General features: G+C 69.6%; 9 protein-coding genes. 7 read left to right on the plus strand and 2 right to left on the minus strand.

What is annotated here, in order from left to right; translation table 11 throughout:
- Positions 1-123: 123 nt before the first annotated feature.
- Both fabI and fabG read right to left on the minus strand, forming a co-directional pair.
- Positions 124-894, minus strand: coding sequence for an enoyl-ACP reductase FabI (fabI, locus tag NMK44_RS37555; protein ID WP_254751905.1), 771 nt, complete (start codon positions 892-894; stop codon positions 124-126).
- A gap of 5 nt (positions 895-899) precedes the next feature.
- Entirely contained in the window at positions 900-1,604 is a 705-nt protein-coding gene (gene fabG, locus NMK44_RS37560) for a 3-oxoacyl-[acyl-carrier-protein] reductase (protein WP_254751907.1), read from the minus strand.
- Positions 1,605-1,948: 344 nt separating this feature from the next.
- On the opposite strand from fabG, the gene NMK44_RS37565 reads away from it, so the two are divergent.
- From NMK44_RS37565 to tyrS, 7 genes are all read left to right on the plus strand, one after another.
- Complete coding sequence (locus NMK44_RS37565) at positions 1,949-2,260, plus strand: SseB family protein (protein WP_254751910.1); 312 nt, start codon at positions 1,949-1,951, stop codon at positions 2,258-2,260.
- Positions 2,253-2,774 (plus strand): hypothetical protein, encoded by a 522-nt coding sequence (locus NMK44_RS37570; protein WP_254751912.1) that lies wholly within the window; start codon positions 2,253-2,255, stop codon positions 2,772-2,774. The genes NMK44_RS37565 and NMK44_RS37570 overlap by 8 nt, the downstream gene beginning before the upstream one ends.
- A complete protein-coding gene (locus NMK44_RS37575) occupies positions 2,774-7,255 on the plus strand; it encodes a putative T7SS-secreted protein (RefSeq protein ID WP_254751915.1) in 4,482 nt (1,493 codons plus the stop codon). The genes NMK44_RS37570 and NMK44_RS37575 overlap by 1 nt, the downstream gene beginning before the upstream one ends.
- Positions 7,252-7,596, plus strand: a complete 345-nt coding sequence (locus NMK44_RS37580) for a hypothetical protein (RefSeq protein WP_254751917.1) — start codon at positions 7,252-7,254, stop codon at positions 7,594-7,596. Before NMK44_RS37575 ends, NMK44_RS37580 begins: the two co-directional genes overlap by 4 nt.
- Before the next feature lie 306 nt (positions 7,597-7,902).
- On the plus strand, positions 7,903-9,444 hold the full coding sequence (locus NMK44_RS37585) for a TldD/PmbA family protein (protein ID WP_254751919.1): 1,542 nt from the start codon (positions 7,903-7,905) through the stop codon (positions 9,442-9,444).
- Positions 9,441-10,862 (plus strand): metallopeptidase TldD-related protein, encoded by a 1,422-nt coding sequence (locus tag NMK44_RS37590; protein ID WP_254751921.1) that lies wholly within the window; start codon positions 9,441-9,443, stop codon positions 10,860-10,862. Before NMK44_RS37585 ends, NMK44_RS37590 begins: the two co-directional genes overlap by 4 nt.
- A 57-nt stretch (positions 10,863-10,919) precedes the next feature.
- The gene (gene tyrS, locus NMK44_RS37595) at positions 10,920-12,338 is read left to right on the plus strand and encodes a tyrosine--tRNA ligase (RefSeq protein ID WP_254751923.1); all 1,419 of its coding nucleotides are present in this window, start codon (positions 10,920-10,922) and stop codon (positions 12,336-12,338) included.
- Positions 12,339-12,356: the final 18 nt, after the last annotated feature.

Raw genomic sequence — 12,356 nt, forward strand, 5'->3', positions numbered from 1 at the left:
GCCCCGGTTCGGCACACCCCCCCCCCCCCCCCCCCCCCCGGGGCGGCCCCCCCCCCCCCCCCCGGGGGGGGGGGGGGGGCGGGCCCACGGCCGTCATACCGTGCGGTGCGCTACGGGACGGGCTCAGGCGCCCATCATGTGCACACCGCCGTCGACGTGCACGATCTCGCCCGTGGTGCGCGGGAACCAGTCTGACAGCAGGGCGACGACGCCGCGCCCGGCGGGCTCGGGGTCGGTGAGGTCCCAGCCGATCGGGGCGCGGTGGTTCCACACGTCCGCGAGCTCCTCGAAGCCCGGGATGGACTTCGCGGCCATGGACTTGATCGGCCCGGCCGAGACCAGGTTGCAGCGCACGTTCTTCGCGCCCAGGTCACGGGCGAGGTAGCGGTTGGTCGCCTCCAGGGCTCCCTTGGCCACGCCCATCCAGTCGTACTTCGGCCAGGCGAACTGCGCGTCGAAGGTCATGCCGACGATCGAGCCGCCGCGCGGCATGACCGGCAGGCAGGCCATGGTGAGCGCCTTGAGGCTGTACGCCGAGACCTGTACCGCGGTGGAGACGTCCTCCCAGCTGCCCTCGAGGAAGTTGAAGGCGCCCTGGGGGCCGAAGGCGATGGAGTGCACCACACCGTCGAGGTCGACGCCCTCGCCGAGGTGCTCGCGCACCTTGTCGGCCAGTCCGTCGAGCTGCTCCTGGTTCTGGACGTCCAGCTCGATCACGGGGGCGGGCTTGGGCAGCCGCTTGGCGATCCGCTCGACGAGGGAGACCCGGCCGAAGCCGGTGAGGATGACCTCGGCGCCCTCCTCCTGGGCCAGCTTGGCGGCGTGGAAGGCGATGGAGGCCTCGGTGATGACGCCCGTGACCAGGATGCGCTTACCGGCGAGAATTCCACTCATGACGTTCAGTGACCCATGCCCAATCCGCCGTCGACAGGGATGACGGCTCCAGTGATGTACGCGGCCTCGTCGGAGGCCAGGAAGCGGACCGCCGCGGCGATCTCCTCGGGCTGTCCGTAGCGGGCGAGCGGCACCTGCTGCACGATGCCCTCGCGCTGCTCGTCGCTGAGCGCGCGCGTCATGTCCGTGTCGATGAAACCGGGCGCGACCACGTTGAAGGTGATGTTGCGCGAGCCCAGCTCACGGGCGAGGGAACGGGCGAAGCCGACCAGGCCCGCCTTGGAGGCCGCGTAGTTGGCCTGTCCCGCCGCGCCCAGCAGTCCGACGACGGAGGAGATCAGCACGACACGGCCCTTGCGGGCGCGCAGCATGGCGCGGTTGGCCCGCTTGACCACGCGGAAGGTGCCCGTGAGGTTGGTGTCGAGGACGGCGGAGAAGTCCTCCTCCGTCATCCGCATCAGCAGCTGGTCGCGGGTGATCCCGGCATTGGCGATCAGGACCTCGACCGGACCGTGCTTCTCCTCGATCTCCTTGTAGGCCTGCTCGACCTGCTCGGCCTCGGTGATGTCGCACTTCACCGCGAGGAACCCGGCCGGCGGCTCACCGGACCGGTAGGTGATGGCGACCTTGTCGCCAGCGTCGGCGAAGGCACGCGCGATGGCGAGGCCGATGCCGCGGTTGCCTCCGGTGACGAGAACCGAGCGGCTCAAGGGACCACCTTCTCTTGTTGATGTCGTACTGGACGCCACGCATGTGCCGACCCTTGTTGCAGAAAAACTATCGGGCCGGAAGCCGCTTCGGAGAATCGATCACGCACAGGGCCGCCCCGCGGTCGCTGTTGACTTCCTACAGAAGCCCTTGGAGCGCGCGCCCGACACCACCGGCGTGGCGCGCTGCCGCGGGGCGACTGCGAAGAGCGGTGTGTCGGTCACGCAAGGTGTCGATCACCTGTGTGATGATGGCGCGCATGTTTGGGGGCGGGAATCAGCGTTCGCCAGGTCGGGGCGGCGGGGAATCACTGGCGGATCTCGTACGCGCGGAGACCGCGGCGGGGATGTCGGAGCGGGAGAAGTGGGCGGCGCTGCGTGCGATGCGCCTGTACTTCCAGCGTCCGGAGAACCCGGGCTTCCTGGTCTCGGAGACACCGGAGGGCGGCCCGCTGGTGGCGGTGTTCACCACGGTCGAGGGGCTGGCCCGGTTCGCGGGCGCGTGTTCCTGGGCGTCGACGACGGCCGAGGACCTGGTGGGGTTGTTGCCGGAGGGTGTGCGGGCCTTGGTGGACCCGCTGGGTGAGCGGCCGTTCCTGCTGGACGCGGGGGTGCTGAGCGAGGCGGAGGTTCAGCAGGAGGGGGAGGGTCGTGGGTGACCCTGACGCGAGGAATGTGAACCGTGCTCCGTCCGAGGGTGGTGAGCACGGTAAGTACGGCGGTAACGAGGGCGCCGACGGCTACAAGATCGAGATCGCTTCGGTGAAGAGCGTGATCGCTCCGCTGGAGGAGTCGGTGGTCGGGGCCCGGGCGGTCAAGAACGGCCAGGAGAAGCTGTCGGCCTATCTCAAGCACTGCGGCGCGCCGGAACTCCTTTCCTCGGGTGAGGGGTTCATCAAGGCGTGGGGGTTCGGGATGGGTGAGCTCGCGGACCACGCGGATGTGGTGGTGGAGCGGCTGTATGAGGCGATCGCCGGGTACATGCTGGCGGATCTGATGCGGGTGAAGGACTTCTGGCCGTCGGACGCGAACATGGCCAAACTCCCGCAGGGCGCGGCCGGCAACTGGTCCTGGGAGCACGTGGGCGCGCCGGAGATGGAGAAGCGTCCGGAGAGTTCGGGCCTGCAGAAGTTCAGGGACCAGATCGTGCGTGAGTATGAGGATGAGTCCTGATGGGGGATCCGGACGCGGGGCGGACCCCGCAGATACGCATACCGGCCGGCGCCGAGGTCGAGGATCTGATCCCCGGCAAGCCGGGCGATATCGACGATCTGGTGGTGGAACTGCGCGCGTACGCGGGCGCGTTCCAGGACGGCAAGGACAAACTGCGGCCGCTGGGTGCGGATGACTGGCAGGGCCGGGGCGCGGGTGAGTTCCGGAAGGCGGTCGACCGGCTGCCGAAGGAGCTGGCGTCGGGTCACGACGAGTTCACGCATGCGGCCAGTGCGCTGGCCTCCTATGCCCGCAAGCTGCGCTCGGTGCAGAAGCGCTGTCAGCCGATCATCGATGACGCGGACGCGGCGCGGGCGGCGTCCAAGGCGCACAACAAGAAAGTCGAGACCTACAACGACGCGGTCCAGCGCGGCGATGAACAGCTGCCGGACCGGCCCTCGGAGACCGATCCCGGCGTCTCGGCGATGGAGCGCTGTGTCGAGCGGCTGGACAAGCTGATCGAAGAGCTGCAACTGGTCGTCGACGCGTCGAAGAAGAAGGTCGACGAGGCGACGAAGAAGGCTCCGGACAAGCCGAGCAACTGGGACGAACGCAAGGAAAGCCTCAAGGACGGGCTGTGGAAGGCCCATCACGGCATCCTCGGTATCGCTGAACTCCCCGCCTCGCTGCTCAAGGGGGACCTGGGCGGATTCTCGATGCAGCTCGCAGGCATGGCGGACGGCGCGACGTATCTGGCCCAGCACCCCGAGGAGTTCGCGAAGGCCGTCCAGAACTGGAAGGGGTGGTCCCAGGATCCGCTGCGTACGGCGGGCGAGATCGGCCCGTCACTGCTGCTGGCCCTGGCCACCGGGGGCGCGAGCGCGCTGCGCAGGGGTCTGAAGACCGGCAAGGGAGCCGCCAGCCGGCTGGCCGCACGGCGGAAGGCGCTCGGCCGGGACGGCGAGGCACGTCGGAAGGCCGGCCGAAAGGGCAGCCACGACCAGGAGACCGGGGACAGGACTTGTGATCACGACCCGGTCGACGTCGCGACCGGCGAGATGGTCCTGCCCGCCACGGATGTGTCCCTGCCCGGAGCACTGCCGCTGGTTCTGGAGCGCACCTTCGTCTCCGGACACACCTGCGGCGGCTGGTTCGGCCCCACCTGGGCCGCCACCCTCGACCAGCGGCTGGAGCTGGACGCTGAGGGGATCGTGTTCGTCGCAGCCGACGGCATGGTGCTGCGCTACGCGGTTCCCCTTCCCGGGGAGGACACCTACCCGGCGCGGGGCCCGCGCTGGCCGCTGCGGTGGGACGGCACGGTGGGCGGCACCATGCGGATCGACATCCCCGGGCAGGGCACCACCCTCCACTTCGCGCCCCTGGAAGGTGCGGAGGGCAACGAGCTCCCTCTCCGGACGATCGAGGACCGCAACGGCAGGTCCCTCACCTTCGCCTATGACGAGGAGGGCGCCCCACGGGAGGTGGCGCACTCCGGCGGCTACCGCATCGCGATCGACACCGATCCGGAACTGCTGCGCATCACCGCGCTGCGGCTGCTGGGCGTCGGCGACACCGAGACGGGCACCACCCTGGTGTCCTTCGGCTACGACGATGCCGGAGACCTCACCGAGGTCTACAACTCCTCGGCGGACCCAATGCGGTTCACCTACGACGACCACCACCGCGTCACTTCCTGGACCGACCGCAACGGCACCCGCTTCGCCTACGTCTACGACCACCGCGGCCGTGTGCTGCGCACCGTCGGCTCCGACGACATGATGGCCAGCCGCTTCCACTACGACGCGGCGTCCCGCACCACGATCTACACCGACTCACTCGGCCACCGCACCACCTACGTCTTCGACGACGACTACCGGACCGTGGCTCAGACCGACGCGCTGGGGAACACCACTCGCACCGAGTGGGCCCCTGAAGGCCGCCGCCTGCCGCTGTCGGTGACCGATCCGCTGGGCCACACGACGCGTTACGCGTACGACGGCTCCGACCGCCTCATACGCGTCGACCGCCCGGACGGCACGGCGGCCACGGCCGACTACGACGCCTACGGCCGACCGCTGGAGGTATGCGAACCGGATGGCGCGGTATGGCGCTACGCGTACGACGAGCGGGGCAACCTCACCAGGGCCACGGACCCGACGGGCGCGGACACCTGTTACGCCTACGACGCCGACTCCGGCAACCTGACCTCGGTCACCGACCCGCTGGGCAACACCACCACCGTGGTCTGCGACCCAACCGGTCTACCGGTCGAGGTCACCGACCCGCTGGGGAACACGACCACCGTCCGCCGGGGCACCCACGGCCGCATCACCCGCGTCACCGACCCCCTGGGCCACATCACCCGTCAAGGGTGGACGATCGAAGGCAAGCCCGCCTGGCGCGAGCGCCCCGACGGCAGCCGCGAGACCTGGGCCTGGGACGCCGAAGGCAACCTCCTCCAGCACACGGATCCGGCGGGCAACACCACCCGCCACACCCACACCCACTTTGACCTCCTCGCCACCCGGACCGACCCCGACGGGGCCGAATACGGCTTCACCTATGACAGCCAGCTACAACTGACCCAGGTCACCAACCCCCAGGGCCTCACCTGGACCTACACGTACGACGGCACCGGGCGGCTGATCTCCGAAACCGACTTCAACGACCGCACGCTGTCGTACGAGCACGACGCCGCGGGCCGGGTCACCTCCCGTACCAACGGCGCGGGCGAGCGGCTGCACTACCGGCGGGACACCCTGGGCCGTACGGTCGCCACCCGCGCCGACGACGGCACCGAGACGACCTTCGCCTACGACGCCGTGGGCCGCCTGACGGCGGCGGCGAACCCGGACACGGAACTGGTCCGCGACTACGACGCCCTGGGTCGGATCCTGACCGAGACGGTCGACGGTCGTACGACCTCCTACGCCTACGACGCGGCCGGCCACCGCACCGAGCGCATCACCCCGGCGGGGGTGCGCTCGGCGTGGACCCACGACGCGGCGTCCCGTCCGGTGTCGCTCACCACGGCGGACAACGCTCTGCGCTTCGGCTACGACGCGGCGGGCCGCGAGACGTCCCGCACCTTCGGTGCCGATGTGACGCTCTCGCAGACCTGGGACGGTCTGGACCGTATGACGGCCCAGACCGTCACCGGCCCGGCCTCGGCTCTCATCCAGCACCGCGCCTACACCTACCGCGCGGATGACCACCTCACCGAGATCCGCGAACTCACCTCGGGCACCCGGACCTTCGACCTCGATCCGGTCGGCAGGGTCACCGCCGTCCATGCCAACGGCTGGACCGAGACCTACGCGTACGACAGCGCGGGCAACCTCACGGCGGCCGGGGCCCCCGAGCACCCCTCCCCCGGACCGCGCGAGTTCAGCGGCACGCTCATCCGCACCGCGGGCGGCGAGAACAACCGCACAACCTACGAACACGACGCCCAGGGCCGTCTGACCCGCCGCACCCGCCGCCTCCTCAACGGGCAGCGCCGCACCTGGACCTACACCTGGAACGCGGAGGACCGCCTCACCCAGGCCACCACCCCGGACGGCGCCCGCTGGCGCTACACCTATGACCCCCTGGGCCGCCGTACCGCCAAGCGCCGCCTCGCGGCGGACGACACGGTGGCCGAGCGGATCGACTTCACCTGGGACGGCACCCGCGTCGCCGAACAGACCACGGCCGCCGGCCACACCACCACCTGGGACTACGCCCCGGGCACCCACCGCCCGATATCCCAGACGACGACGTCGGCACTAGCCGGAACCGAGTACGACACCCGCTTCCACGCGATCGTCACGGACCTGGTCGGCACCCCCACCGAACTCATCGCCCCCGACGGCACCCTGGCCTGGCACCCCCGCACCACCCTCTGGGGCACGCCTCTCCCCACCCCACCGGGCCCCGCATCGGTGGACTGCCCCCTCCGCTTCCCCGGCCAATACGCCGACCCCGAAACGGGCCTGCACTACAACTACTTCCGCTACTACGACCCGGAGACGGCGCGCTACGCCTCACCGGACCCTCTCGGACTGGCTCCGTCACTGAATCCAGTTGCGTATATATCAAACCCTCAGTTCAGTATCGACCCGCTCGGCTTGGCGCCCGAGTGCGAGAATGGACGGAGGGGCCCCGACGGACCGTCTAATGCCGCGAATGGCGAAAGGCTTCGCCAGCAACTTCGCGAGGAGGCAGGCCCCGTCGGCTCAATACAGGGGATTGATGACATAATGAATAATCCCAATATCCTGAGCGGAGGAGTGACACCGGATCAAGTTCGTGGAGCTCTCGTAAATGAACCTGGTTGGCGCGAGGAAACCTTGGGCAGAGGGGCCCATAAGGGCCAAGGATGGGTACTCCGGGAGTACACCGAACGCGGTCATCCAACAGGACGAATGCTTCGGTGGCATCCCGGCGGCGGGCATCACGGAGAAGGAGCATACTGGAGAGTCCGCGGGCAGGAAGGAGACTTGGGAGGTATCATCCGATGAGCACATTCAAGGTCGATAGACTTCTCCAACAATTGGTAACCGCTCTGGACCGCTTGACCTGGCATGCCGACGAACAGTTGAGCTACGTACACGATCTGGGCGTGGACGTCGATGAACTCGCTCTGGAATTCGATGACATACACCATCTCGCGATCGGAAAAGCTCAGGAAGGACTGATTTCCGATGCCTTGATCACCACGATTCAACCGGTCGATGAACATTTGAAGCTCATGACGGAAATGGGTCCTTCAATGTGGACTGAAGCAGCGGTCCAGGACGCCACAGAATGGCAAGAATTGCGCAATCTCGCACGGTCAGCCAGATCGCACCTTGCGACGTAGTCACTGTAGTCGCAGGTGACACCCGTCCATTCTTCTCGACCTAGAATAAGTCCCAGTTACCCGAACAACGGCTACACGCCAGAGCATCAGTTCCCGATGAGCCCGTGACTACCCGTAACAGTCGGACGGTCATGCCGCTGGTATGACAGCAGACGTCGCCTCGCCGACACGGCTCTATCGAGAGCCCACGGACCGTCGCATGGAGATGGAGCAGTGCCACCGCGGGCTCAGGGCGGCATGGTTCACTGCCGACCGAGAACTTCGAGAAGCACATCGATCGGACACACCGACGAAGGGGAGTCGCCCGTGGCGCACGAGATCGATCCGTCCTTCCTCGCGCTGCCGCTGCGGGCGCTCGCGGATGCGGCGCTGGCGCGGGCCCGCGCGCTCGGGGCTGAGCATGCCGACTTCCGGTTCGAGCGGGTGCGGAGTGCCGCGTGGCGGTTGCGGGATGCCAGGCCCGCGGGGGCGTCGGACACCACCGACGTGGGGTACGCGGTGCGGGTGGTGCACGGCGGGGCCTGGGGGTTCGCCTCCGGGGTGGATCTGACCATGGACGCCGCCGCGCGGGTCGCCTCGCGGGCCGTGGAGATGGCCAAGCTGTCGGCCCGGGTGATCCAGGCGGCCGGGTCCGATGAGCGGGTGGAGCTGGCCGATGAGCCGGTGCACGCCGACCGGACCTGGGTCTCGTCCTACGAGGTCAACCCCTTCGACGTGGCGGACGCGGAGAAGACCGCGCTGCTGGCGGAGTGGAGTGAGCGGCTGCTGGCGGCCGAGGGGGTCGCGCACGCGGACGCGAATCTGCTGACCGTCCAGGACAACAAGTTCTACGCGGACACCGCGGGCACCACGACCACCCAGCAGCGGGTACGCCTGCATCCGCAGCTCACCGCGTTCGCGGTGGATCCGCAGACCGGGGAGTTCGACTCGATGCGCACCACCGCCCCGCCGGTGGGACGCGGCTGGGAGTACCTGACCGGTACCGGGGCCGGGGCCGGGGTGTGGGACTGGGACGCGGAGCTGGCGGAGATGCCGGAGCTGCTGGCCGAGAAGATGCGGGCGCCGTCGGTGGAGGCCGGGTCGTACGACCTGGTGATCGATCCGTCCAATCTGTGGCTGACCATCCACGAGTCGATCGGCCATGCCACCGAGCTGGACCGGGCGCTGGGGTACGAGGCGGCGTACGCGGGGACCTCGTTCGCCACCTTCGACCAGTTGGGCAAGCTGGCCTACGGCTCGGACATCATGAACGTCACCGGTGACCGGACGGCCGAGCACGGGCTGGCCACGACCGGTTACGACGACGAGGGCGTGGCCGCGCAGTCCTGGGACCTGGTCAAGGACGGCACGCTCGTGGGGTATCAGATGGACCGCCGGATCGCCCGGCTGACCGGGTTCGAGCGGTCCAACGGCTGTGCGTACGCCGATTCGCCGAGCCATGTTCCGGTGCAGCGGATGGCCAATGTGTCGCTGCAGCCGGCGGCCGAGGGCGGTCCGTCGACGGGGGATCTGATCGGCGGTGTCGAGAACGGCCTCTACCTGGTCGGCGACCGCTCCTGGTCGATCGATATGCAGCGGTACAACTTCCAGTTCACGGCGCAGCGGGCGTACCGCATCCGCAACGGGGCACTGGCGGGGCAGGTGCGTGACTTCGCCTACCAGGCCACCACCACGGACTTCTGGGGGTCGATGGCGGCCGTCGGCGGACCGCAGACCTATGTGCTGCACGGCGCGTTCAACTGCGGCAAGGCGCAGCCGGGGCAGGTCGCGGCGGTGTCGCACGGCTGTCCTTCCGCGCTGTTCCGCGGCGTGAACATCCTCAACACCACCCAGGAGGCCGGGCGATGACCGCGTCGTACAAGCCGCACGAGATCGTCGAACGCGCCCTGGAGCTGTCCCGCGCGGACGGCTGTGTGGTGATCGCGGACGAGAAGTCCACGGCCCATCTGCGCTGGGCGGGCAACGCGCTGACGACCAACGGTGTCACCCGCGGCCGTTCGCTGACCGTGGTGGCCACCGTGGACGGCGCGCAGGGCACCGCCTCGGGGGTGGTGTCCCGGTCCGCGGTCACCGCGGATGAGCTGGAGCCGCTGGTCCGGGCGGCCGAGGCGGCGGCCCGGGAGGCGGGTCCGGCCGAGGACGCGCGGCCGCTGGTCGGCCGGGACGCGTCGCTGCCGGACTCCCCCGGGTTCACCGACTCCCCCGCCGAGACCTCCTCCGCGGTGTTCACGGCCTTCGCGCCCGCCCTCGGCGACTCCTTCGCCCGGGCCCGCGCGGGCGGCCGGGAGCTGTACGGCTTCGCCCACCACGAGGTCGTCTCGACCTATCTGGGCACCTCCACGGGGCTGCGGCTGCGCCATGACCAGCCGACCGGCACCCTGGAGATCAACGCCAAGTCCCCGGCCGCGGACGGCGGCGGACCGCGGTCGGCGTGGGCCGGGCGCGCCACGCGTGACTTCGGGGACGTGGACCCGGCCGCGATCGACGCCGAGCTGGCCGGGCGGCTGGCCTGGGCGGAGCGGCGGGTGGAGCTTCCGGCCGGCCGCTACGAGACGCTGCTGCCCCCGTCCGCCGTGGCGGACCTGCTGATCTACCAGATGTGGTCGTCGGTGGCGCGGGACGCGGCGGAGGGCCGTACGGTCTTCAGCCGTCCCGGCGGCGGGACCCGGGTCGGGGAGAAGCTGTCCGCGCTGCCGATGGCGCTGCGCAGCGATCCGCGGGCACCGGGTCTGGAGGCGGCGCCGTTCGTGATCGCGCACTCCTCGGGGGACGACGCATCGGTCTTCGACAACGGGCTGGCGCTCACGGCCACCGACTGGCTGCGCGAGGGGGTGCTGAACCAGCTCCTCACCACCCGGCACTCGGCCGCGCTCACCGGGCTGCCCGTCGCCCCGGCGGTCGACAACCTGATCCTGGAGGCGGGCGGCACCCGGTCGCTGGAGGAGATGGTGGCGGCCACCGGCGGCCAGGGCCCGGCCCTGCTGCTGACCTGCCTGTGGTACATCCGTGAGGTGGATCCGGCCACCCTGCTGCTGACCGGGCTCACCCGGGACGGGGTCTACCTGGTCGAGGACGGCGAGGTGGTCGGTGAGGTGAACAACTTCCGGTTCAACGAGTCGCCGGTGGGCCTGCTCTCCCGGGCCACCGAGGCGGGCCGTACCGAGCGCACACTGCCGCGTGAGTGGGGCGACTGGTTCACCCGGGCCGCGATGCCCGCGCTGCGGATCCCGGACTTCAACATGAGCTCCGTCAGCAAGGGGGTATGACCGGCCGAATAGACTGGTCCCGCCCATCCGTCCACCCATGAGTCACTCAGGAACCCCATGACACGCCTCGGCGAATCCGTCGCCCGCGCCACCGAGCTCCTCAGCCAGGACCTCTCCTCCGACAGCACCGTCGAGCGGCTGCTCGGCGAGACGGGCTCGCGGCGCTATCTGGATCTGACGGACCTGTCGCCCGAGGACCAGGCGGAGCTGATCGCCTCCCGCACGGTCGAGGTGCTGCCGGGCGTGTCCGAGCTGGCCGGGCGCATCGAGCGGCGGCGCGGCGAGGGCCGGGGTCTGGGGATCAAGCTGGGCATCGACCCGACCGCGGCCGATGTGCACCTCGGTCATGTCGTGCCGATGATCATCCTCAGCCGCTTCCAGCGGATGGGCCATGACGTCACCCTGCTGATCGGTGACTTCACGGCCAAGATCGGGGACCCGTCGGGCCGTACGGCGGAGCGTCCGCCGCTGACCGACGAGGACATCGCGCGGAACCTGGCGGGCTACCAGGAGCAGGTCCGGCCGTTCTTCGACTTCGAGAAGGTCAGCTTCCGGCAGAACAGCGAGTGGCTGGCGCCGTTCACGTTCCCGGAGCTGCTGACGCTGCTCTCCCAGGTGCCGGTCTCCCAGCTTCTCCAGCGCGAGGACTTCCGCAACCGGCTGGCCGCGGGCTCCGGGCTGACCATGTCCGAGCTGCTGTACCCCATCGCCCAGGGTCTGGACTCGGTGGCGCTGGAGTGCGACGTCGAGCTCGGCGGCGCCGACCAGCTGCTCAACCTGCAGATGGGGCGCAAGCTGATGGAGCTGCGCGGGCAGACCCCGCAGCTCGTCGTCACCATGCCGCTGATCGAGGGCACCGACGGCACCGGCGCGAAGATGTCCAAGTCCAAGGGCAACTACGTGCCGCTCACCGCGACCGCCGACGATGTCTTCGGCAAGATCATGTCGATTCCGGACCGGCTGATGAAGCCGTACCTGGAGGCGTGGACGGAGTGGACGGACGCGGAGATCGCCGCCGCGACCGCCCGGGTGGAGGACCGTTCGCTGCACCCGATGGACCTGAAGAAGGTCCTGGCGGGCGAGGTCGTCGCGGCGCTGTACGGCATCGAGGCGGCCATGAAGGCCCGCGCGGGCTTCATCGCCCAGTTCTCGAAGAAGACCTTCGCCGACCTGGGCGCCCTGCCGGTGGTCGACGCCGCCGAGCACGGCTCGGAGACGGTGGCGACCGTGCTGAGCAAGGTGCTGGAGTTCCAGCCCAGCGCCTCGGCCGCCCGCCGGGTCGCCAAGCAGAACGGGCTGCGGCTGGTGGTGGAGACCGAGGGCGGCCAGGAGTCGGTGGTGCTGCCCGAGGCCCAGGCGGTACGGCCGCTGGCCGAGGTGGTCGCGGAGACCCTGGCGGAGGCGGGGCTGACCGGGTCCTCCGGGGCCGTCTACCTCAAGGCCGGGCGGAAGATCGCCCACATTCAGGGGCTGTAGGGCCTCCGGGCCCAGTCC

The organism is Streptomyces cucumeris (assembly GCF_024295805.1).
Taxonomy (GTDB): domain Bacteria; phylum Actinomycetota; class Actinomycetes; order Streptomycetales; family Streptomycetaceae; genus Streptomyces; species Streptomyces cucumeris.

Excerpts from the sequence above, each read along its gene's own strand:
- fabI (WP_254751905.1), bottom strand. The coding sequence starts at position 894 with ATGAGTGGAATTCTCGCCGGTAAGCGCATCCTGGTCACGGGCGTCATC.
- NMK44_RS37565 (WP_254751910.1), top strand. The coding sequence starts at position 1,949 with ATGTCGGAGCGGGAGAAGTGGGCGGCGCTGCGTGCGATGCGCCTGTAC.
- NMK44_RS37575 (WP_254751915.1), top strand. The coding sequence starts at position 2,774 with ATGGGGGATCCGGACGCGGGGCGGACCCCGCAGATACGCATACCGGCC.
- NMK44_RS37580 (WP_254751917.1), top strand. The coding sequence starts at position 7,252 with ATGAGCACATTCAAGGTCGATAGACTTCTCCAACAATTGGTAACCGCT.
- NMK44_RS37590 (WP_254751921.1), top strand. The coding sequence starts at position 9,441 with ATGACCGCGTCGTACAAGCCGCACGAGATCGTCGAACGCGCCCTGGAG.
- tyrS (WP_254751923.1), top strand. The coding sequence starts at position 10,920 with ATGACACGCCTCGGCGAATCCGTCGCCCGCGCCACCGAGCTCCTCAGC.